This is a genomic window from Streptomyces sp. NPDC086787 (assembly GCF_044745865.1).
Classification (GTDB): domain Bacteria; phylum Actinomycetota; class Actinomycetes; order Streptomycetales; family Streptomycetaceae; genus Streptomyces.
On sequence record NZ_JBIVBC010000013.1, the window covers coordinates 86,356 to 108,157 of the forward strand.

At 69.8% G+C, this 21,802-nt stretch carries 17 protein-coding genes; 5 read left to right on the plus strand and 12 right to left on the minus strand.

Annotated elements, in window-relative coordinates; translation table 11 throughout:
- Positions 1–115: 115 nt before the first annotated feature.
- The gene (locus ACIPK3_RS26310; protein WP_402573452.1) at positions 116–2,575 is read left to right on the plus strand and encodes a DNA topoisomerase (ATP-hydrolyzing) subunit A; all 2,460 of its coding nucleotides are present in this window, start codon (positions 116–118) and stop codon (positions 2,573–2,575) included.
- On the opposite strand, the gene ACIPK3_RS26315 is transcribed toward ACIPK3_RS26310, so the two are convergent.
- Positions 2,572–3,684 (minus strand): CobW family GTP-binding protein, encoded by a 1,113-nt coding sequence (locus ACIPK3_RS26315; RefSeq protein ID WP_402573454.1) that lies wholly within the window; start codon positions 3,682–3,684, stop codon positions 2,572–2,574. The two genes, ACIPK3_RS26310 and ACIPK3_RS26315, sit on opposite strands and share 4 nt — an antisense overlap.
- Positions 3,685–4,007: 323 nt before the next feature.
- Here ACIPK3_RS26315 and ACIPK3_RS26320 point away from each other — a divergent pair, with 323 nt between their 5' ends.
- Positions 4,008–4,529, plus strand: a complete 522-nt coding sequence (locus tag ACIPK3_RS26320) for a DUF6082 family protein (protein ID WP_402573456.1) — start codon at positions 4,008–4,010, stop codon at positions 4,527–4,529.
- Positions 4,530–4,624: 95 nt separating this feature from the next.
- On the opposite strand, the gene ACIPK3_RS26325 is transcribed toward ACIPK3_RS26320, so the two are convergent.
- Positions 4,625–4,861, minus strand: a complete 237-nt coding sequence (locus ACIPK3_RS26325) for a hypothetical protein (protein ID WP_402573458.1) — start codon at positions 4,859–4,861, stop codon at positions 4,625–4,627.
- Between the two features lie 361 nt (positions 4,862–5,222).
- Between ACIPK3_RS26325 and ACIPK3_RS26330 the strand changes: the two genes are divergently transcribed.
- Together ACIPK3_RS26330 and ACIPK3_RS26335 are read left to right on the plus strand one after the other, a co-directional pair.
- Positions 5,223–6,482, plus strand: a complete 1,260-nt coding sequence (locus tag ACIPK3_RS26330) for a citrate/2-methylcitrate synthase (protein ID WP_402573460.1) — start codon at positions 5,223–5,225, stop codon at positions 6,480–6,482.
- 54 nt (positions 6,483–6,536) lie between these two features.
- On the plus strand, positions 6,537–7,475 hold the full coding sequence (locus ACIPK3_RS26335) for a sucrase ferredoxin (RefSeq protein ID WP_402573462.1): 939 nt from the start codon (positions 6,537–6,539) through the stop codon (positions 7,473–7,475).
- Positions 7,476–7,540: 65 nt separating this feature from the next.
- Here the strand turns inward: ACIPK3_RS26335 and ACIPK3_RS26340 are convergent, their stop codons facing one another.
- From ACIPK3_RS26340 to ACIPK3_RS26365, 6 genes are all read right to left on the minus strand, one after another.
- Positions 7,541–9,148, minus strand: coding sequence for a cation acetate symporter (locus ACIPK3_RS26340; protein WP_402573464.1), 1,608 nt, complete (start codon positions 9,146–9,148; stop codon positions 7,541–7,543).
- The gene (locus tag ACIPK3_RS26345; RefSeq protein ID WP_402573466.1) at positions 9,145–9,690 is read right to left on the minus strand and encodes a DUF485 domain-containing protein; all 546 of its coding nucleotides are present in this window, start codon (positions 9,688–9,690) and stop codon (positions 9,145–9,147) included. Before ACIPK3_RS26345 ends, ACIPK3_RS26340 begins: the two co-directional genes overlap by 4 nt.
- Positions 9,691–9,758: 68 nt before the next feature.
- On the minus strand, positions 9,759–10,439 hold the full coding sequence (locus tag ACIPK3_RS26350; protein ID WP_402573468.1) for a response regulator: 681 nt from the start codon (positions 10,437–10,439) through the stop codon (positions 9,759–9,761).
- The gene (locus ACIPK3_RS26355; protein ID WP_402573470.1) at positions 10,436–11,587 is read right to left on the minus strand and encodes a sensor histidine kinase; all 1,152 of its coding nucleotides are present in this window, start codon (positions 11,585–11,587) and stop codon (positions 10,436–10,438) included. The genes ACIPK3_RS26350 and ACIPK3_RS26355 overlap by 4 nt, the downstream gene beginning before the upstream one ends.
- Positions 11,584–12,108 carry a DUF1453 domain-containing protein gene (locus tag ACIPK3_RS26360; RefSeq protein WP_402573472.1) on the minus strand — a complete coding sequence of 175 codons (525 nt, stop codon included), beginning with the start codon at positions 12,106–12,108 and terminating at the stop codon, positions 11,584–11,586. The genes ACIPK3_RS26355 and ACIPK3_RS26360 overlap by 4 nt, the downstream gene beginning before the upstream one ends.
- Positions 12,109–12,430: 322 nt before the next feature.
- A complete protein-coding gene (locus ACIPK3_RS26365; RefSeq protein WP_402573473.1) occupies positions 12,431–14,554 on the minus strand; it encodes a type IIA DNA topoisomerase subunit B in 2,124 nt (707 codons plus the stop codon).
- 444 nt (positions 14,555–14,998) lie between these two features.
- On the opposite strand from ACIPK3_RS26365, the gene ACIPK3_RS26370 reads away from it, so the two are divergent.
- A complete protein-coding gene (locus tag ACIPK3_RS26370) occupies positions 14,999–15,235 on the plus strand; it encodes a hypothetical protein (protein ID WP_402573475.1) in 237 nt (78 codons plus the stop codon).
- Positions 15,236–15,334: 99 nt separating this feature from the next.
- Here the strand turns inward: ACIPK3_RS26370 and ACIPK3_RS26375 are convergent, their stop codons facing one another.
- The 4 genes from ACIPK3_RS26375 to ACIPK3_RS26390 form a co-directional block, all read right to left on the minus strand.
- A complete protein-coding gene (locus ACIPK3_RS26375) occupies positions 15,335–16,210 on the minus strand; it encodes a serine protease (RefSeq protein ID WP_402573477.1) in 876 nt (291 codons plus the stop codon).
- Between the two features lie 121 nt (positions 16,211–16,331).
- Positions 16,332–17,873, minus strand: a complete 1,542-nt coding sequence (locus ACIPK3_RS26380; protein WP_402573479.1) for an RNA polymerase sigma factor — start codon at positions 17,871–17,873, stop codon at positions 16,332–16,334.
- A gap of 469 nt (positions 17,874–18,342) precedes the next feature.
- Positions 18,343–19,230: a FadR/GntR family transcriptional regulator gene (locus ACIPK3_RS26385; RefSeq protein ID WP_402573481.1), complete on the minus strand. Its 888-nt coding sequence runs from the start codon at positions 19,228–19,230 to the stop codon at positions 18,343–18,345.
- A 162-nt stretch (positions 19,231–19,392) separates the two neighbouring features.
- Positions 19,393–21,741 carry an ATP-binding cassette domain-containing protein gene (locus ACIPK3_RS26390; RefSeq protein ID WP_402573483.1) on the minus strand — a complete coding sequence of 783 codons (2,349 nt, stop codon included), beginning with the start codon at positions 21,739–21,741 and terminating at the stop codon, positions 19,393–19,395.
- Between the last annotated feature and the right edge of the window lie 61 nt (positions 21,742–21,802).

Genomic DNA, 21,802 nt, shown 5'->3' on the forward strand with positions numbered 1-21,802 from the left:
GCGGTCCACAATGGTCCCCGTCAGATCCCGTTCACGCTTCAGCAAGAGTGAGCCGAAGGGGCGCGCCGCGTGAGCGGCCCGTAGGCGAGCGACCAGGAAAGAGGAGCCGGCAGCGATGGCCCGCCGCAGCACGAAGACCCCGCCGCCCGACGACTCGTACGAGGAGAAGATCCTCGACATCGACGTCGTGGACGAGATGCAGGGCTCCTACCTCGAATACGCGTATTCGGTCATCTACTCCCGCGCCCTCCCCGACGCCCGCGACGGGCTCAAGCCGGTACACCGGCGCATCGTCTACCAGATGAACGAGATGGGCCTGCGTCCCGACCGCGGCTATGTGAAGTGCGCGCGTGTCGTGGGCGACGTGATGGGCAAGCTGCACCCGCACGGAGACGCGTCGATCTACGACGCGCTGGTCCGCATGGCGCAGCCGTTCTCGATGCGCGTCCCGCTGGTCGACGGCCACGGCAACTTCGGCTCCCTGGGCAACGACGACCCGCCGGCCGCCATGCGGTACACCGAGTGCCGGATGGCCGAGGCCACGAGCCTGATGACCGACTCGATCGACGAGGACACGGTCGACTTCGCGCCCAACTACGACGGCCAGGAGCGGGAGCCGATCGCGCTGCCCGCCGCCTTCCCGAATCTGCTGGTGAACGGCACGTCGGGCATCGCGGTCGGCATGGCCACGAACATGCCGCCGCACAACCTGGCCGAGGTCGTCGCGGCCGCCCGCCATCTGATCCGCCATCCGAACGCGGATCTGGACACGCTGATGAAGTACGTCCCGGGCCCCGACCTGCCCACCGGCGGCCGGATCGTCGGCCTCGCCGGGATCAGGGACGCCTACGAGACGGGCCGCGGCACCTTCAGGATCCGTGCCACGGTCTCCGTGGAGAGCGTGACGCCGCGCCGCATGGGCCTCGTCGTCACCGAACTGCCCTTCACGGTGGGGCCCGAGAAGGTCATCGCCAAGATCAAGGACCTGGTCAACGCAAAGAAGCTCCAGGGCATCGCCGACGTCAAGGACCTCACGGACCGGGCACACGGGCTGCGCCTGGTCATCGAGATCAAGAACGGCTTCGTGCCGGAGGCGGTCCTGGAGCAGCTCTACAAGCTGACGCCGATGGAGGAGTCCTTCGGCATCAACAACGTGGCCCTGGTCGACGGCCAGCCGCTCACGCTCGGCCTGAAGGAACTCCTGGAGGTCTACCTCGACCACCGCTTCACCGTCGTCCGCCGGCGCTCGGAGTTCCGCCGCAGCAAGCGCCACGACCGGCTGCACCTGGTGGAGGGCCTGCTGACCGCCCTCGTCGACATCGACGAGGTCATTCGCCTGATCCGCTCGAGCGAGAACTCCGCGCAGGCCAAGGAGCGTCTGATGCGGCGCTTCTCGCTGTCGGACGTCCAGACGCAGTACATCCTCGACACGCCGCTGCGCCGCCTCACCAAGTTCGACCGCATCGAGCTGGAGGCGGAGAAGGACCGGCTCAACGAGGAGATCGCCGAGCTGACCCGGATCCTGGAGTCGGACGCCGAGCTGCGCAAGCTGGTCTCCGCCGAACTGGCCGAGGTGGCCAAGAAGTTCGGCACCGAACGGCGCACGGTCCTGCTGGAGGCGTCGGGCACCCCGACGTCGGCCGTGCCGCTCCAGGTGGCCGACGACCCGTGCCGGGTGCTCCTGTCGTCGACGGGTCTGCTGGCCCGTACGGCGGACGGCGCGCCCTTCCCCCAGGACGCGGACGTCAGGCGCGCCAAGCACGACGTGGTCGTCTCGGCGGCTCCGGCGACGGCACGTGGTGAGCTGGGCGTGGTGACGTCGGCGGGCCGGCTGCTGCGGGTGAACGTGGTCGACCTGCCGCAGCTGCCGGAGACGGCGGCCGCACCGAACCTCTCCGGGGGAGCGCCGGTCGCCGAGTTCGTCTCCTTGGACGACGGCGAGACGGTGGTCTGCCTGACCACGCTGGACGAGTCGTCGCCGGGCCTCGCGCTGGGCACGCAACAGGGTGTCGTCAAGCGTGTGGTGCCCGACTACCCGTCCAACAAGGACGAGCTGGAGGTCATCACGCTCAAGGAGGGCGACCGGATCGTCGGCGCGGTGGAGCTGCGCACCGGCGAGGAGGACCTGGTCTTCATCACGGACGACGCGCAACTGCTGCGCTACCAGGCGTCCCAGGTGCGCCCGCAGGGCCGGCCGGCCGGTGGCATGGCGGGCGTCAAACTCACCGAGGGTGCGAAGGTGATCTCGTTCACGGCCGTCGACCCGGCCTCGGACGCGGTGGTGTTCACGGTGGCGGGCTCGCGCGGCACGCTCGACGACTCGGTCCAGACGACCGCCAAGCTGACCCCGTTCGACCAGTACCCGCGCAAGGGCCGCGCGACCGGCGGTGTGCGCTGCCAGCGTTTCCTGAAGGGCGAGGACTGCCTGTCCCTGGCCTGGGCGGGCCCGACCCCGGCGCTGGCCGCGCAGAAGAACGGCACCCCGGTCGAACTCCCGGAGATCGACCCACGCCGGGACGGCTCGGGCACGTCCCTGGCGAAGACGGTGGCGGTGGTGGCCGGGCCGGCGCTCTAGTCGACCAGGTCGTGTTCGGACCTTGATTCCGCGGCATGTGGGGCGTCCTGTACGTAGCGCAGGACGCCCCACATGCCGTGCTCGTCGGCGTGCGGGGCGTCGCTCTTACATGTCTCCAGTTCCTTGGCGAGGGCCGCGGTGTCGATGCCGGAGCCGATCAGGACGAGCTGGGTGCGGCGGGCGTCGGCGGGCGTCCAGGGCTGCGGGTAGAAGCGCAGGAAGCGGCCGACGGCGTGCACGCCGTAGCGGTTGCGGGTGTCGTGGGGGCCGAGGTCGACATGACCCTTGATGCGGTAGAGCCCCTCGGGACGGCTGTCGAGGAACGCCATCAGACGTCGGGGGTCGAGAGGGGTTTCGGAGACGAAGGACAGGCTGTCGTAGCCGGTGTGCAGATGGCCGGCGTGGCCATCGCCGTCTTCGCCGTCGTGGCCGTGACCGCGGTCCGTGTCGCGGTCGCGGTCGTGCAGGTCGTCGAAGGACAGCTGCCCGACACGCTCCTCGCTCGGCCGGCAGTCGAAGAGGAACTCGGGGTCGACCCGGCCGTAGGTGGCGGGGACGACTGCGGCGCGGTCGGTGAGCGAGCCGACGACGCCGAGGACGCGCTCGGCGTCGTCGGTACGGTCGAGCTTGTTGACGACGACCAGGTCGGCCAGGGCGAGGTGCCGGTCGATCTCGGGGTGCCGGGCCCGGGTGGCGTCGAACTCGGCCGCGTCGACGACCTCGACGAGACCGCCGTACACGATGCCGGGGTGCTCGCTGGCAAGCAGCATCCGCACGAGTTCCTGGGGCTCGGCGAGTCCGCTGGCCTCGATGACGATGACGTCGATGCCCGTGGAGGGGCGCGCGAGCCGCTCCAGGTACAGATCGAGTTCGCTCGCGTCGACGGCACAGCACAGGCAGCCGTTGCCCAGCGAGACCGTGGAGTCGCCGAGTGCGCCGGCCACGGCCATCGCGTCGATCTCGATGGCGCCGAAGTCGTTGACGACGGCGCCGATGCGGCTGCCTCCGGCGCGGTGCAGGAGATGGTTGAGGAGGGTGGTCTTCCCGGAGCCCAGGAAGCCGGCCAGTACGACGACCGGGATCTGCTGCGGACCGCGGTTGTGCCCCACTCTGCGACCTCTCTCACGCGCAAGCGTGCCCCGGGCTCGCGGCCCGGCGCACGGACGATGACTGACTGCCGACTCAGGATACGAGGGGAAGAAACACCTCGAAGTGAACGGTTGTTGGCGGCGTCGGCGGGGCAGACGATGGGCAGAGCGCCGGAGTGTGCGACCCTCGCTTCCCTCCGTGCGCCGCCTCTCCGCCTCCCCGCCGATCAGAGCCGCTCGGCACACTCTGGGAGACGGCAAGCGCCGCCCACCGCTCGCCGGTCCCCTCCCGTCGACCCGCAACACCGACGACCGGCGGACGGCCGCCTGATTCGGGGGTTGACATGGCCACACAGAGTTCAGGGACGGGCAGGGAAGGGATGGGAAGGATCGTTTCGGCTGCCAAAGCCAAGCTCGCGGCCGTCACCGAGACCCTCGGCACACGGAGCACGCACCGCCGCAGGAGGACTGTCCTCACCCAGCAGCACCGGCTCCACTTCGACCTGATCTGCAAGGCCATGGACGATCCCGCCCTGGCCGCCGTCCTCGACACGTACGAGGCGGACATCCCCCTGGACAAGCAGCGCCAGTTCCTGTTCGCGAACGCGCTGTACATCAACGCGCTCCACTTCCACCGGATCGGAGCGCTGACCCGCGCGGAGCTCTACGGCCATCTGCGTGTGATGTGCCAGAACGAGGTGTTCCGCGAGTACTGGGAGGCGACCAGGCATCACCGCAAGAGCCTCCCCGAGTCCTCGGAGGAGTTCGCCCTCGGGCAGATGATGGACGACCTGGTCCGCGAAATCACCGAGGCCGACACCGACGAATGGTGGGTGGTGGGCGAGCCCCCCGAGGAATCCCCCTGACCCCGGGGCCGCGTCGCCTCCCGCCTCCCGGACGCCGAGTCGCCGGACAGATCACTGGATCAGATCACTGGATCGCCGGACGCCTGGAGGGATCGTCAGGAGTCGGGGATGTCGCGCTTCGCCCGCAGGAGGGTCTCGCGGGTGATGATCACGATCCGCTCGTACTCGGCTCGTGCGGCGTCCGACGGCAGCTCGGGGTCCAGTTGCGCGGTCGCCTCGCGCCCGATGACGGCGAAGTCGCCGTTGTCGAGCTCGAAGATGTCGGGGCATGTCTGCCCCGTGGCACTGCCGCGCTCCCGAGGAGAAGCCCCTACACGTCGCACGATCTTCACGGAAAGCTACCGCCTTATGGCTCAGAGGGATGAGAGATCCTCCGAGCTGGACTTTCCGATGGGGTCTGTCGGAGCGCGCTCTCCGAACGCAAGGGTGTTCGCCGGAGCGCCCGGAGAGGGGCCGAGGGCAAGATTATCGATCCCCGTGTGGCCAGTGGGGCCGTTATCCCTCGGCAAGCGGGTTAATTTTCGCGGCCCCGCTTGACCCCCGCGCACCCCGACCTCATGCTCCGCTCAGCTCATCGCACGCCGCGGACCTGATGCCCGCCCATGACTGTGCAGGTGTCACATTGACCGGCTCAACATGCGGTCGAACATGAGGTCGATACAGTCGACATTGCCGACGGCTACGGTGACCCCCATGCGCGATCAACACCCTGTTCACAGCGGCATCGGGCGACGACTGAGCACCAAGGAGACCGCCGAGACTCTCGGCGTGAAGCCGGAGACCGTGTACGCCTACGTGAGTCGCGGCCAGCTCAGCAGCAGGCGCGAACCCGGTGGCCGCGGCAGCACCTTCGACGCCGGGGAAGTGGAGACGCTCGCCCGGCGCAACAAGCGCGAGAGCAAAGGAATTTCGGGACACGGCGGCGAACTGTCCGTACGCACCCGGCTCACGTTGATCGACCAGGACAGGTACTACTTCCGCGGAGTGGACGCCGTGGAACTCGCGGAGCGTCACTCCTACGAAGAGGTCGCCGAGTGGCTGTGGACGGGGCAGCTGCGCTCCGGCGTCACCTTCACCGCTCCCGAGGCCGTCGTCGCCGTGGCCCGCGGTGCCGTGGCCGCCCTGCCCGAACACACCGCGCCCACCGACCGGTTGCGGGTCGCGACGATCGCCGCCGCGACCGAGGACCCGCTGCGCTTCGACCTGTCCGAGGAGTCCGTGCTCGGCACCGCACGCGTCCTCATCCCCACGCTCGTCGCGGCCCTGCCGCCCCAGCCATTCGCCCGCCAGCACGACCAAGGGCCGCTGGCTCAGCGCCTGTGGGGCCGGCTGACCGGGCACGAGGCCGACGAGTCGTCACTGCGCGCCCTGGACATGGTGCTCGCCCTGCTCGCCGACCACGACCTGGCCGCCTCGACACTCGCCGTACGGGTCGCCGCCTCGGCCCGGGCCCACGCCTACGCGGCCGTCTCGGCCGGACTCGGCGTGATCGAGGGCCCGCTGCACGGCGCGGCCGGCGGCCACGCCCACAAGCTGCTGCTGAACGTGCTCGAACAGGGCACCGCAGTCCCGGTGATCGCGGACGAACTCCGCGCCGGACGCCGCATCCCCGGACTCGGCCATCGCCTGTACACCGGCGAGGACCCCCGCGCGACCGCCCTGTTCGCCCTCCTGGAACAGATCCCGCACGCGGAGCCCGCACTCCTCGCGGCCCGTGACATCGCCGCCACCACCGCCCGTCACACGCCGCTGCACGCCAATGTCGATCTGGCGCTCGCCGTGCTCACCGTCTCCAACGGCATGCTCCCCACCGCGAGCGAGACGATCTTCGCCGTCGCCCGCACGGCGGGCTGGATCGCCCACGCCCTGGAGGAGTACGGCGAGCGCCCCCTGCGGATGCGCCCCAGCGGCCACTACGTGGGCCCGAGGCCGCCTCAACCCCGGCCGGAGTAGGACACAGGCCCGGCTGGAAGTCGCTCCGAGCAAAGTCAGGTTAGGCTCACCTCTGTGAGTAGGTGTGCAACCGTCTCCCGCAGCCTCGACGAGCCCGTCTCCGGGACCGCGGCCATCGCGACGACGTGGCTGCTGCTGGAACAGCCCGGCCCCTGGGGTGCCAAGGCGCTCACTTCGAGCCATCTGGACCCCGACCTGGGGCGCGCCCTGGAGGCCGCCGCCGAGGGCACCGGTGTGCGGATCGCGCTCATCCGGCGCCCCGGGCGGCACGCCGACCCCGGTAAGCCCCTGCGCCGCGTGTACGCCGCCCACACCGTCCCCGGGAACACCTGGCTGCACAGCGCCGCGACCCGCGACCCGGAGCAGCTGCGCGCCCTCGACTTCGCCGCCCTGGGTGCGGGCGACCACCGTACGTTCGACACCACGCTCCGCGGCCGGCGCCACTCGGGCGGGCCGCTCGCCCTGGTGTGCACCAACGGCAAGCGCGACCGCTGCTGCGCCCTGCTGGGCCGCCCCCTGGCCGCCGAGCTCGCCTCGTCCGGCGTGCGGGGCACCTGGGAGGTCACTCATCTGGGCGGTCACCGCTTCTCGCCCACCGTGCTCGTCCTCCCGTACGGCTACGCGTACGGCAGAGCCGAGGCCCACGCCGTCAAGGAAGTCCTGCACGGCGTCAGGGAGGGCCGTGTCGTCCTCGATGGCTGCCGCGGGCGCTCTGCCTGGGAACGGCCCGGGCAGGCGGCCGAGCTGGCCGTGCGGGCGGCCGCCGGCGAGTACCGCGCCGACACCCTGCGCGTCGTACGGACGGAAGGCGGGGCCCCGCGCTGGGAGCTGACCGTCACCCACACCGACGGCCGCGCGTGGCACGTCACCGTGGCCCAGAGCGCCTCACTGCCGCCCCGGCCGGAGAGCTGCGGCGTGTCCGTGCTGGGCACCCCCGCCCGCATGGACGTCGTCGCACTGCACGAACTCACCACGAGCGCATTGGCCGGGTGACGACGGGCTCGCCGCACGCCTCGGTGCTACCGCGCCCTCCGGAACAGGCCGGTCCGCTCCGGCACTCACACCGCCCCGGCACCGGTCAGCGACCGCACCTCGGTCTCCGCGTGCTTGGCATCGTCCGGTGTCTCCGCCGAGGTGACCGTCCCCAGCCAGCCCGCGAGGAAGCCCAGCGGGATGGAGACGAGGCCCGGGTTCTCCAGCGGAAAGTACTGGAAGTCGACGTCCGGGAAGAGTGAACCCGGGCTGCCGGACACCACCGGCGACAGCAGCACGAGCCCCAGGGCCGGGACCAGTCCCCCGTAGACGGCCCACACCGCACCGCGTGTCGTGAACCCGCGCCAGAACAGCGAGTAGAGCAGCACCGGCAGGTTCGCGGACGCGGCCACGGCGAAGGCCAGGCCCACCAGGAACGCCACGTTGAGATCACGGGCCAGCAGCCCCAGCGCGATCGCCAGGACACCGATGCCCACCGCGGCCACCCGCGCCACCGCCACCTCGCTGCGAGGCTCACTCCCCCGCCTGCCGTGTCCGCGCCGCCGCAGCGACGCGTACAGGTCGTGCGCGACCGAGGCGGAGGACGCGAGGGTGATCCCGGCGACCACGGCGAGGATCGTGGCGAAGGCGACAGCGGCCACGATCGCGAACAGGACCGCTCCGCCGGTCGAGTCGGCGCCGCCGCCCAGGTCGAGGGCGAGCAATGGAACCGCCGTGTTCCCCGCCGCGTTCGATCGGCGCACCGCGTCCGGCCCGACAATCGCGGCCGCCCCGAACCCGAGCACGAACGTCATCAGGTAGAAGGCGCCGATCAGCCCGATCGCCCAGACCACCGAACGACGCGCGGCCCGGGCCGTCGGCACGGTGTAGAAGCGCGAAAGGATGTGCGGCAGCCCGGCGGTGCCCAACACCAGCGCGAGTCCGAGGCTCATGAAGTCGAACCGCGCGGTCCAGCTTCCACCGTACTTGAGTCCCGGTGCCAGAAACGCGTCTCCGTGACCGCTGCGGTTCGCGGCCGTGAGCAGCAGCCGGTCGACATCGCCGTGGAAACGCAGCAGGACGAGCACGGTCAGCGCGATCGTGCCGCCGAGCAGGAGCACGGCCTTCACGATCTGGATCCACGTGGTGGCCCGCATCCCTCCCAACGACACATAGATCACCATGAGCGCACCGACACCGATCACGGTCCACGCCTGCGCCGCCTCGCCCGTCCGCCCGAGCAGCAGCGCGACCAGACTGCCCGCTCCCACCATTTGCGCCACCAGGTAGAGCACGGACACGGTGACCGAGGACATCCCCGTGGCGATCCGCACCGGCCGCTCGCTCATCCGCGCCGCCACCACGTCGGCGAGCGTGAAACGCCCGCAGTTCCTGACCAGTTCGGCGACCAGGAACAGGACCACAAGCCAGGCCACCTGGAAGCCCACCGCGTACAGCAGCCCGTCGTAGCCGACCAGGGCGATGAGCCCCGTGACGCCCAGGAAGGACGCGGCCGACATGTAGTCGCCCGCGATGGCAAAACCATTTTCCATCGGCGAGAACAGCCGACCGCCCGCGTAGAACTCCTCGGCGGAGCCATGGCGGTTGCGGCTCACCCACGTCGTGATGGCCAGGGTGACGATCACGAATCCACTGAACAGGGCTAATGTCAATGCCTGGTGATGCCCCGTCATGACGCTTCACCCCTGGCCCCGCGTGTCAGCTCCTGGGTGTCCCAGCGCAGGTCGAGCGCGGCCCGGTCCCGGTGCAGCCGGGCATGCCGGGCGTAGGCCCAGGTGAGCAGGAAAGTACTGAGGAACTGACCCATCCCGGCCAGCATCGCCACGTTCACCGCGCCCGCCACGGGCTTGGCCATGACTCCCGGGGCCGTCGTCGCGGTGACGACATAGCCCACGTACCAGGCGAGGAACCCCACGGCTCCCGGGACCACGAACCTGCGGTAGCGGCCCCGCACTTCCTGGAACGCCGCGCTGCGTTGCACCTCCAGATATACGTCGCGCGCGCGAACCACCGCCTCCGGCTCCTCACCCGCGGACGTCATGACAGGGGCCGGCGCCCCCGTACCGTCCAACTCGCCCCAGCCGGACGCCAGCGCGTCGTACCAGGGGTCCTCGTAGCCCACGTCGGGGGATGCCGGGTCGCGCCGCGCGTGGTTCCCGGCCGAACTCTCAGGGCCGCCTCCGCCTTCATGGGGACGGCCGTTGCTTGACTGCATGCCCAAGGATGGACAGACCGGGAAGATCCCCGACCTTCTTCTCCGGGCTCTTCACCCCATCAGGTGACTCAACCTGCTGGTGGGTGCGCCAGCCCCTTGGCGTACGCGTAACGCACCGCCTGTGCACGGTCCTTGACCCCCGTCTTGGCGAACAGGTTGTTGATGTGGGTCTTCACGGTCGCCGTGGAGACATGCAGCCTGCGGGCGATCTCCTGATTGGTCAGGCCCTCGGCGATCAGCACCAGGACCTCTGTCTCCCGCACCGTCAGTCCGTCCGGCGCCTGCTCGGGCACCCGCGGTACATCCGGCTCCGACAGCCGCTCCAGCAGCCGCCGTTGAACGCTCGGCGCCAGCCCCGCCTCCCCGGACAGCACACTTCGTACGGCCCGCACGATCTCGTCACCGCCGGCGTCCTTGGTGAGGTAGCCGCGGGCACCCGCCTTGAGCGCGGAGAACAGGGAGTCGTCGTCCGCGTAGGTGGTGAGCACCACCACCTGGGTCGCGGGGTGCTCCGACCGGATCCGCCGGGTCGCCTCCACACCGTCGCACCGGGGCATCCGCAGGTCCATCAGGACTACGTCCGGGGCGAGTTCGGCGACCAGTCGGACCGCCTCGTCCCCGTCGCCCGCGGCACCCACCACCTCGATCCCCGTCAGCAGACCGAGCAGCATCACGATCCCCTCCCGGACCACCGTCTGGTCGTCCGCCACGACGACCCTGGCCGGCTTCTCCCCCGCCTCCTCCGTCATGCGGGCACCTTCAGCGTCACCACGAATCCCTCCTCGCCGGGCCCGGCCTCCAGCGAACCGCCGAGCAGTTCGGCTCGCTCCCGCATCCCCAGCAGACCGTACCCGGCTCCGGACCCGGTCAGCTCGCCCGGTCTGCCACCCGAGTCCCGCACCTCCAGGGCCACTTCGTGATCGCTGTAGTCCAGTCGGACCTGAACCCTGGCCCCGTGTGCGTGCTTACGGACGTTCGTCAGGGCCTCCTGGGCCACCCTGCGCACGGTCTGCGAGGCTTCCGCCGGCAGCGCTCTGCGCTCACCCGTGACGGTGACCTCGGCACCGGCGGCGGTGCTGACGAGTTCCTTCAGGAAGTCCTCCAGCGGGGTCAGTTCGCCACGCAGCGCGGAGAGCGCCTGCCGGGTCTCCGCGAGGCCGTCGCGGGCCATACGGCGCGCCGCCACCACCCGTTCCAGGATCTGCTCGCGGTCCGCGTCGCGCTCGACGAGCAGCCGTGCCGCCTCCAGGTGCACGAGCTGGGCCGAGAGGCTGTGCGCGAGTACGTCGTGGATCTCCCGCGCGATCCTGGCACGCTCCGTCAGTGCCGCCGATTCAGCCTCTGCCGCCCGGGCAGCCCGCTCCTGGGCCAGCAGACGCTGGGCGCCGGCCCGGGCCTCGGCATCCAGCCGCAGGACATACCCGGCGAGGGCCATGCCCACGACGGTGGCGGCTGTGGTGAGCCACATGTCGTTGTTGAACGCCGAGTAGGAGGCGAGTGCCACCGAGGCCACGGGCAGAGCCGCTCCCAGGGGGAGGCGCTCCAGGGCAGAGATACCGCAGCCGCACCAGATCACGAGAGCCGGTCCTCGGAGGCCGGTGGACTGTGCCGCTACCGCGATGCCGAGCAGCACGCCGATGAGGGCGAGGGAGGGGACCAGCCGGTGCGCGTACGTGGTGCGGAAGAAGGTCCAGGCGAGGGCCGCTACCGCGATGACTCCCGCGACGGCGGCGAGCACGCCCCAGCCGTGGACATGACGCGTGTTGAAGGCGCCCCACAGAAGGACGGCGACCACCACCAGCCGCAAGGCCAGCGTCAGCATCCGCCGAGGCTGCGAGATCCCCGCTTGGCCGAGTGCCTCGCGCGAGGGCCAGCGCGTCCAGGCGTTGTCCGTCATACGCGCTCCCTCCACGCCGTCCCGGCCAGGCTGTCACCGTAGGACGTGGCCTGCGCGACGGGCGTCTTCAGCGACTGTGCCCGCCAGGCCAGGACCCCGGAGCGGACCAGCAGGGTGGCCGCGAGCCCCAGCATGAGGGCGGAGCTGTCCTGGTGCACGCCAATCATGGTGCCGAGTGCGAAGAGGGCGACGCGCAGACCTATACCGACGCCCCAGACAGCCAGGCTCGCCTTGGTGCTCTTGGTCCAGACGACGCCGTCCGGTTCCGCCCACACGCGGGTGGTCCAGCCCCAGCCCGCACCGGTGGCCAGTCCTGTCAGCAACTCGGCGGACAGCAGGAGAGCCGACTCCACACGGTGGTGGGCGTCGAGTATGCCGGGCTCACGCAGTGCCAGGGCTGCGAGGACGACGGGCAGCACCCACCAGCGCCGGTCGGTGTCGATCGGACGGGCGCGGAACTGCCGCACGACCACCAGCGCGACAACGGCCACGGTCACCACCATGTTGACGAGCCCGGACATCAAAGCCTCCGTGAGAGGAAGGGAGCGTCGGAGGCCAGTCCTGCCGACGCCTCCGACACTACGGAAACGCGCAGGTCAGCGGATCGGAGCCAGGATGGAGACCGGGTGGATCCTTCCCCTGCGGATTTCTCCACCCGCGGGTGGAGAGCGACCTGCCTACCAACCCCGCGGTCCGCACCACCCACCGAAGCCCATGACTCGTCCGCCACACTCCGGATCCGACCTGAACCCCGGACCCGCTGCTCCTGCTGCCCATGCCCACGAGGCCCGCCCGGGCCTGGCGCGGCTCGCGTCAGGGCCAGGCCCGGGCCCCGTACAGCGGTTACGCGTCGATGCGTGACCGGTCCAGTGTGGCCGCCGAGCTGGAGATGAACTCCTTGCGGGGGGCCACGTCGTTGCCCATCAGCAGATCGAAGACCTGCTCGGCGGCCTCCAGGTCGGAGAGGTTGATCCGGCGCAGGGTGCGGTGACGGGGGTCCATGGTGGTCTCGGCCAGCTGGTCCGCGTCCATCTCGCCCAGACCCTTGTAGCGCTGGATGGAGTCCTTGTAGCGGACGCCCTTGTTCTGGAACTCCATGAGCTTGTCGCGCAGCTCGCGGTCCGAGTACGTGTAGACGTACTTGTCCTGGCCCTTCTTCGGCTGGACGAGCTCGATGCGGTGCAGCGGCGGCACCGCGGCGAACACCCGGCCGGCCTCGACCATGGGCCGCATGTAGCGCTGGAACAGCGTCAGCAGCAGGCACCGGATGTGGGAGCCGTCCACGTCGGCGTCCGTCATCATGATGATCTTGCCGTAACGAGCCGCGTCGAGGTCGAAGGTCCGGCCCGACCCCGCACCTATGACCTGGATGATCGCTCCGCACTCGGCGTTCTTCAGCATGTCCGTGACGGATGACTTCTGGACGTTGAGGATCTTTCCGCGGATCGGCAGCAGCGCCTGGAACTCGGAGTTCCGGGCGAGCTTGGCCGTACCCAGCGCGGAGTCCCCCTCGACGATGAACAGCTCGCTGCGGTCGACGTCGTCGCTGCGGCAGTCGGCGAGCTTGGCGGGCAGGGACGAGGACTCCAGGGCCGTCTTCCGGCGCTGCGCGTCCTTGTGCTGACGGGCGGCGATGCGGGTACGCGCGGCCGCGACGACCTTCTCCATGACGACTCGGGCCTGGGCGGCGGCGTCGCGCTTCGTGGAGGTGAGGAACGCCTTCAGTTCCTTGGAGATCACGTTGTTCACGATGCGGCGGGCGGCGGAGGTGCCAAGAACCTCCTTGGTCTGGCCCTCGAACTGCGGTTCGGCGAGCCGGACGGTGACGACCGCGGTGAGCCCTTCGAGGGCGTCGTCCTTGATGATGTCGTCCTCGGCCACGCGCAGCAGCTTCTTGGCACGCAGCACGTCGTTCATCGTCTCGCGGATCGCCAGCTCGAAGCCGGCGACATGGGTACCGCCCTTGGGGGTGGCGATGATGTTGACGAACGACCTGAGAGTCGTGTCGTAACCGGTTCCCCAGCGCAGGGCCACATCGACGCCGAGCTCGCGCGTGACCTCCGTCGGCGTCATCTGGCCGTGCTCGTCCAGGACCGGCACCGTCTCCTTGAAGGTGCCCTGACCGGTGAAGCGCAGGATGTCGCAGACCGCCTTGTCGGTGGCCAGGTACTCACAGAACTCACTGATGCCGCCGTCGAAGCGGAAGGACTCCTCGCCCTTGCTGCCGCCCTCGCCGAGGCCGTACTCGTCGCGGACGACGATGGTGAGGCCGGGCACCAGAAACGCGGTCTGGCGGGCGCGCTGGTGCAGCGTCTCCAGGGAGAGCTTGGCGTCCTTGAGGAAGATCTGGCGGTCGGCCCAGTACCGCACGCGCGTGCCGTTGCGGGTGCGGGGGATCTTCTTGGCCTTGGTCAGGCCACTCTTGGCCTCGAACTTCGCGTCCGGGCCGTACCCCGCGAACGCTCCCGGCGTACCGCGGCGGAAGCTGATGGCGTGGGTGTGTCCGCTGCGGTCCACCTCGACGTCGAGGCGAGCGGACAGCGCGTTGACCACGGAGGCGCCCACGCCGTGCAGACCGCCGGAGGCCGCGTAGGAGCCGCCGCCGAATTTACCGCCCGCGTGCAGCTTGGTCATGACGACCTCGACACCGGACAGTCCGGTCTTGGGCTCGACGTCCACGGGAATGCCCCGGCCGTTGTCCCGCACCTCGACCGAGCCGTCGTCGTGGAGGATCACGTCGATGTGGTCGCAGTAGCCGCCGAGGGCCTCGTCGACGGAGTTGTCGATGATCTCCCACAGACAGTGCATGAGGCCGCGACTGTCGGTCGAACCGATGTACATGCCGGGACGCTTGCGTACGGCCTCGAGCCCCTCGAGGACGAGGAGGTGCCGCGCGGTGTAATTGGAGCCGTCCCGGTCTGCTCCTGCCAGCAGTGCTGTGGACGGCACGGACGTATCGGCAGTCACGCGGGTTCGCTCCTCGCTGAATTTCAGATGGGCCCCTTCTGGGTAAGGGCCCGGCTTCGTTCGCCGCTCCGAGGGTACCGAGGCCTGGTAGAGCCGTTGTAACGCCACCCTCACTCTGAACTCAGACTAGTCCAGGGTCGCAAGCATGTTCGATCCCTCGATAGGGTGAAGTACACATCACGTTCCCTTCGAGGCATGAACCATTTAGGCTCCGGGCACGTCCTCATGCACAACCGGCAACCCAGCCGGGGGGACCCGAACCGAATAAATCAGCGCGAACCCGTAAGCATCGAAGACACGCAATACGGCACATTCGCCGCCAACCGGCAGCAGACAGCCGCCCCGAAAGATTTTTTTCGAGGAAAAGCCACGAGCGGGAACGTTTTCGGGCTGGTTGGATGTTGACCCTGGTACGACAGCTCGTCGAGCTAGAGAAGAGGCGACGTGACTACTGTTCTGACCCCCGCGAGCCCGCTGACGGCCGCTGATCGCTGCGACCGCTGCGGCGCCCAGGCGTACCTGCGGGTCGTCCTGCTCAGCGGCGGCGAACTGCTCTTCTGCGCCCACCACGGCCGCAAGTTCGAGCCGGAACTCAAGAAGATCGCCGCTGAGATACAGGACGAGACGGAGCGGCTGACGGCCGCCCCCGCATCCGCCTCCGCCTCCGAAGAAGATCGCTGACACTCGCATCCACGACGAGCCAGCTCCGGCACAGGCCGGATCAGGGTGGCCGCTCCTCCTGGAGGAGCGGCCACCCGTCTTTTGCGGTCAGGCGGCCTCTCAGGTGCCCTTGTGCGGCTCCGGCGCCGACTCCGACGAGGAGTCGCCGCCGATCGAGCCCAGCGCCTGTGCGATCGCGGACACCCGGGTGTAGACCCCCGGACTCCCCGGCCGTCCGCAGCCGTCACCCCAGGACACGAGCCCGATGAGCCGCCCGTCGGCGACCAGCGGCCCTCCGCTGTCCCCCTGGCAGGCGTCAGGGCCGCCCTGGGCCTCCCCGGCACACAGCATGGAGTCGGGGCGGTAGGCGCCGTCGACGCCATCCGGATAGGCCTGCTCGCAGAGCGCGTCGGCCAGCACGTTCACCTGTGCGGCGTGCAGCCGCACCGTGTAGGCGCCGGATCCCGTCACATCGCCCCAGCCGGAGACCAGCGCACTCGCCCCCGGCACATATGCGGCGTCCCCCTCGGCCGCGAGAGCGATCACCGAACTCTGCGGCAGCGGCTCCGCGAGGGTGAGTACGGCAAAGTCCCCGCTGTTGTCGACCGGGTTGTACCGCGGATTGATCCGGGCCTCCTTGACGGGGATCTCCTTGCCCTCGCCCGACAGCAGATCCGTGCGTCCCGCGATCACCTTGAGGTCACGCGCCCTGCTCGGCGGGCTTCCCAGGGCTTCGTCGCCCACACAGTGCGCCGCGGTCAGCACGGTGGTGCGGCCGATCGCCACGCCGCCGCAGAACTGTCCCGCCCGCGTACCCCCGAACCGGTCACGGCTGGACAGCGCGACCGTCCAGGGAGTCTCGGACACATCGACGGGGAAGCCCCCGACAACGACGCTGTCCGCCGCGACGGGGACGGCGTTGAACAGAGGTATGGCGGTCATGGCGGCCGCCATGACCAGCGGCCGCGCCAGGGCCCGCGCGAAAGTACGAGGCATGCACGCTCCTCACTCCGGGGTGGTCTTGGGAAACCCAGAGTGATCCAGAGTGCCGCACGGCGCAGCACGAAGGCCCGGTCCCCTCGTCGGGACCGGGCCTTCGTACGGTTACGACCGTGACCTAGTCGAGGTAGTCGCGCAGCACCTGGGAGCGCGACGGGTGTCGCAGCTTCGACATGGTCTTGGACTCGATCTGGCGGATGCGCTCACGTGTCACGCCGTAGACCTTGCCGATCTCGTCGAGGGTCTTCGGCTGACCGTCGGTGAGACCGAAGCGCATGGAGACGACGCCCGCCTCCCGCTCGGACAGGGTGTCCAGGACGGAGTGCAGCTGCTCCTGGAGCAGTGTGAAGCTGACCGCGTCGGCCGGCACGACGGCCTCGGAGTCCTCGATGAGGTCACCGAACTCGCTGTCACCGTCCTCACCCAGCGGGGTGTGCAGGGAGATGGGCTCACGGCCGTACTTCTGGACCTCGATGACCTTCTCCGGGGTCATGTCGAGTTCCTTGGCCAGCTCCTCCGGGGTGGGCTCACGGCCCAGGTCCTGGAGCATCTGGCGCTGCACGCGCGCGAGCTTGTTGATGACCTCGACCATGTGCACCGGGATACGGATGGTGCGGGCCTGGTCGGCCATGGCACGGGTGATCGCCTGGCGGATCCACCACGTGGCGTAGGTGGAGAACTTGTAACCCTTGGTGTAGTCGAACTTCTCGACCGCGCGGATCAGACCGAGGTTGCCCTCCTGGATGAGGTCCAGGAAGAGCATGCCGCGGCCGGTGTAGCGCTTGGCCAGGGACACCACCAGTCGGAGGTTGGCCTCCAGAAGGTGGTTCTTGGCCCGGCGGCCGTCCTCGGCGATGATCTCCAGCTCACGCTTGAGCTTGGGTGCGAGCTTGTCGGCGTTCGCGAGCTTGTCCTCGGCGAACAGACCGGCCTCGATGCGCTTGGCGAGTTCGACCTCCTGCTCTGCGTTGAGCAGGGGGACCTTGCCGATCTGCTTGAGGTAGTCCTTGACCGGGTCGGCGGTGGCGCCGGCCGCGGCGACCTGCTGCGCGGGCGCGTCGTCCTCGTCCTCGTCGGACAGCACGAAGCCGGCGCTCTCGGCGCCCTCGGGCTCCTCGGCGCCCTTGGCTTCCTCAAGGACCTCTTCCTCAAGGAGCTCGGCGTCGTCCTTCTTGGCAGTGGTCTTCTTCGCCGCCGTCTTCTTGGCGACGGTCTTCTTCGCGACCGCCTTCTTCGCGGTCGCCTTCTTGGCCGCGGCCTTCTTGGCGGGTGCGGCTTCCTCGGCGGCTTCGATGTCCTCGTCGGCGGCGGACGCGACCGGGGCCGCCGTGGTGGCGGTGGCCTTCCTGGTGGTCACCGTCTTGGCCGCGACCGTCTTGGTGGCGGTGCGCTTGGCCGGACTCTTCGCTGCGACGCTCTTTCGGGTGCGCTTGGGCTCCGCGGCACTGACCATCAGCGTCACACCCTCTTCCTCAAGGATCTGGTTGAGGCTGCGCAGTACGTTCTTCCACTGAGTGGCCGGAATCTGGTCAGCTTCGAAGGCCCGACGCACGTCATCGCCGGCGATCTGCCCCTCAGCCTTTCCCCGCTCAATGAGCGCCATGACAGAGACGGACTCGGCGATCTCCGGCGGGAGCGTACGGGATGTGCTGGCCGACACGAACAACCTCTCGGAACGTTGGAAAACGGCTTCCGGCCCCGTCCACGACGAACAGGGGCCGACCGCCGGCTTGGGGATGGGCCGACGGCGCGGGCGGGGGCCGGGAAGACTCACAGCGCCATAGATGGCGTCCGTATTCCCTCCGCGGCTGTCACCTCTTAGGTCATCGCGCTGCTCCCACGAGCGTTACGCCCAATCTACGTGGCCCGAGTCACACCCCGTAACTGAATAAAAGCGGTCAGATATGGAGAAATTATATCGCCGACGATCTCGACCGCGCCGTTCCCGTGGGTTGTGCCGCCGGCCCCGCCACCACCGGACCCTGCTGGACCTACCGGGACCCCGCTGGACCTACCGGACCCCGCCGGACTCCAGAAGGTCCGGCGGGGTCCGGCGACAGACGGGTCCCAGACCCCGGCATCGCCACCGCACCGCGGCACTCACCGACCGCACCGCCCCCGCGCCGGGGTCAGTGCTCGCGCGGGGCGGGTACTACGCGCTCCACCTCGGGTTGAACGGTCAGCAGCTGCCGCATGGCCGCCTCGGCCGCAGCGCCGTCGCCGGCACCCAGCGCGTCGACGATCCGGGCGTGGTGCGTCAGGGACGACTCGGTCGGCCGGTCGCAACCGGTCACCGGGCCGCCGGAGACCTGGAGCGCGGCGGACACGATGCCGGAGAGGTGCTCCAGCATGCGGTTGCCCGCGATCTGGATGAGCAGCCCGTGGAACTCGGAATCGGCGCGGGAGAAGGTGAGCGCGTCGCCCTGCCCCATGGAGTGGCCCATGATCTCGACCATGTCGGACAGGCGCTGCTGGACCTCCTCGCGGCCGTGCCCGGCGGCGAGGCGAGCGGCGAGCGGCTCGATCGTCCAGCGCAGCTCGCTCAGCTCACGCCGCTGATCGTCGCGCTGCGGGCCGAAGGCCCGCCACTCGATGATGTCCGGGTCCAGGAGGTTCCAGTCGCTGACGGGACGGACGCGCGTGCCGACGTTCGGGCGGGCGCTGACCAGGCCCTTGGCCTCCAGGACACGGAGGGACTCGCGGACGACGGTGCGGGAGACCTCGAAACGCTGGCCGATCTCCTCGGGCACCAGCGGGCGATCCGCGCCCAGGTCGCCCGAGACGATCATCTGTCCCAGCTGCTGAACGAGTTGGCCGTGCAGCCCGCGTCCGCGGCTGCCCGCGGCGCGTCGGCCGACACGGCCCAGCTCCGGTTCCGCACCGTCCCAGACAGGCGCTCCGACACGGTCGACGGCGGAGGCCTCGGTGTAGGGGTAACGGTCGAGTTCGCCCGGTCCGACGAGACCTGAGTCTACGGAGCGGGCGGCGGTCATCATGGTGTGCGCAAGGGTACTCACGGATCCTTTGTCGGCGCCGTCTCCAACTCCCTTGAGGTCTTTGGTGAAAAGCACACGAAAGGGTGATCGCTCACCCCGTCGCAATTGACGCCTTATCGGAAAGAAATGGGCGTTCTCCGGGGAGTTGTGCGCACGGCGGGATCGGATGCGTACGGACAGTCGTCATCGGGCCCTCGTTCTCAGGGTCGTGAGCAGATATGCACAGAGCAGACCAGCCAGTGACAACGCGAGCGCCACGCCCACGGGTTGAGTCAGCACCCGAGCCGCTCCGGTCAGGTACCGCTCTCCCCCGAAGGGCCACCTCAGCAGCAGGGTCTCGCGCATGCGCACCGAAAGCCCGGCGGCCATCCGTACCGTCGATCCCTCCAGCGCCTTCTGCACCAGCGGGACTCCCACGACGGGTACGGCCAGCACCCCGGCGAGTCCGGCCGCGGTGGACCGGAAGACACCGGCGGCCAGCACGCCCGCCCAGGCACACCCCGCCACCAGCCCGAACCAGCTCGCGGCCATCGAAAACCAGTCGGCGGGAACTTGCGTGAGCTCCCGGCCGTATACGAGATAGAGCACTTCCGCGTCGCAGCCCGCGGTGAGAAAGGCCAGCACGAGCGCCATGGCCCCGGAGACGACGAGCTTCGCGGCGAGCAGCCCCAGCCGACGGGGCACGGTGCCGCGGTTCGCTGCCAGCGCGGGGTGGCGGAACTCGTCGCCGAAGGCGAGTGCGCCGAGCAGCCCGGCTCCGAGCGCGGCGGGGGGCAGGGGCAGCCCCCGCGGCCAGGCCGCGAACAGGTGCCCCTGTTCGGTGTGGGCGAGCCGAGCGAGCAGTACGGCTGTGATCGCGGACACCACGAGCACGGCACCGCAGATGGCGAAGCCCGTGACGACGCCGGTGGCACGACGGAGTTCATAGCTGAGGGGACGCAGTGGGCCGGGGGCCGGGCGGACGGAGATGGGCGGCGGGGCGGCGTTGTCCGGATGTCGACCGTCCTGGGCCATCGGCATGGCGAGAGCCCGTGCACCGGCAGCCTGAGTGTCGGCGGGTTCCGCACCGGCCGTCGAGGCGTGGTCGGAGTCCGGCTGCGATCGGTCACTCGCGGCGGGAAGCCGGTCGACCGGCGACTCCGGTGAGACGGTACTCCGCTTGCCATCCGGAGCGGACGGCAGTTCGGCCGACCGTGCGGGATCAGGTGCGGACAGTCCGCCGAGGGGCTGCGTCCTGTCATGACCGGACAGGTCGTCGAGGCCATGCGGCCGGTCCACGTTCGACGCGTCCCCCGACGGCTCCTCCTGACTCACCGGCACTGCGCCGTCGGGCTTCGCCGACTGCACGCCGGTCACAGACCCGCCGAACGCCTCCATCCGGGCGAGGACCACCGGCCGGTCGGCCGCCCCGGGACGAACGGCGGACACGGTGCGGTCGGCCGCCCCAGGACGGTCCGCGGCCAGCCGCCCGCCGGGAATCCTCGGGTGGTCCGACGACTGCGGCTCGCCAGAGGGTTCCGCCCGGTCCGCCGGAACCGGTTCGCCGGAGAGTGCCGCTGCGTCCCCCTGGGGCGGCTCGTCGAAAGGTTTCTCTCGGCCCGTACAGACCGGCTCGTCGCCCGGACGGCGCCGATCAGTGGGGCACCCTCCCGCACCGGGCCCCATGTCGCCCGTCTCGTCCGCGAGTTGATGGACGAGGATGTTGTTCCGGAAGGCGGCCTCGCCGACATCGGCTGTCGTACTGCCATACACGAAAAGGCAGTTGCCACCCTCCCGGACGACCTCCACGGAACGCCGTTCGGTACGGGCCTCCTTGGTGAGCACGGCCGCGAGCCGGGCGGCGTGCGGACTGCGGACGGCCACACGGGGACGCAGCCGGGTGCGGCCGAACTCCACCGCCTCCTGGTCGGCGACGAGTCTGCCACTGTCCAAGGTGACGACCCGGTCGGAGGAGCGGGCCGCTTCCTTGGGATCACCCGTGGTGTACAGGACCGTGCCGCCCTGGGCCGCGTGCGCCCGGAGCATCCCGTGCAGCCAGCGGGCCTCGCGGGCCGACAGGCCGCCCGTGGGGGCGTCCAGGACGAGCGTGTGCGGATCGGGCAGCAGAGCGCAGGCCAGACCGAGCCGACGGTCCATGCCGCGTGACAACGTGCCCACGCGTTCCTCACGCAGGCTCACCAGACCGACCACTTCGAGAACCTCGTCGGCGCGCCGGGCGGGAACTCCCGTCGCGGCGCACAGCATGCGCAGGTGTCCACGGACGGAGCGGGCCGGATGTCCGGGCACGTCGCCGAGGAGCACGCCGACTTCGCGCGCGGGATGGGCGATGTGATGCAGGGGTCTGCCCTTGAAGTGGGTGATGCCTCTGCCTGGCTGGAGTTCGAGCATCAACCGGAGCACCGTCGTCTTGCCCGCGCCCGGCGCGCCGAGGAGCGCGGTGACACGGCCGGCGTGCGCCCCGAAGGAGATGTCGTCGACGGCGGGCGGGTTCGCCTTGCGGGGGATGCTGGTCAGTCCGAAGGCTTCGATCACCTACAGCAAGATAGCGCGCTATGCCCGTTTTTCTCGGTATCGCCTGAACTGTCCTTAAACT

What these genes read in the sequence shown, in the direction of transcription:
- ACIPK3_RS26350 (WP_402573468.1), bottom strand. Translation starts at nt 10,439, where the DNA reads ATGACGGAGGAGGCGGGGGAGAAGCCGGCCAGGGTCGTCGTGGCGGAC.
- ACIPK3_RS26345 (WP_402573466.1), bottom strand. Translation starts at nt 9,690, where the DNA reads ATGCAGTCAAGCAACGGCCGTCCCCATGAAGGCGGAGGCGGCCCTGAG.
- ACIPK3_RS26330 (WP_402573460.1), top strand. Translation starts at nt 5,223, where the DNA reads ATGCGCGATCAACACCCTGTTCACAGCGGCATCGGGCGACGACTGAGC.
- ACIPK3_RS26375 (WP_402573477.1), bottom strand. Translation starts at nt 16,210, where the DNA reads ATGCCTCGTACTTTCGCGCGGGCCCTGGCGCGGCCGCTGGTCATGGCG.
- ACIPK3_RS26320 (WP_402573456.1), top strand. Translation starts at nt 4,008, where the DNA reads ATGGCCACACAGAGTTCAGGGACGGGCAGGGAAGGGATGGGAAGGATC.
- ACIPK3_RS26355 (WP_402573470.1), bottom strand. Translation starts at nt 11,587, where the DNA reads ATGACGGACAACGCCTGGACGCGCTGGCCCTCGCGCGAGGCACTCGGC.
- ACIPK3_RS26360 (WP_402573472.1), bottom strand. Translation starts at nt 12,108, where the DNA reads ATGTCCGGGCTCGTCAACATGGTGGTGACCGTGGCCGTTGTCGCGCTG.
- ACIPK3_RS26340 (WP_402573464.1), bottom strand. Translation starts at nt 9,148, where the DNA reads ATGACGGGGCATCACCAGGCATTGACATTAGCCCTGTTCAGTGGATTC.
- ACIPK3_RS26310 (WP_402573452.1), top strand. Translation starts at nt 116, where the DNA reads ATGGCCCGCCGCAGCACGAAGACCCCGCCGCCCGACGACTCGTACGAG.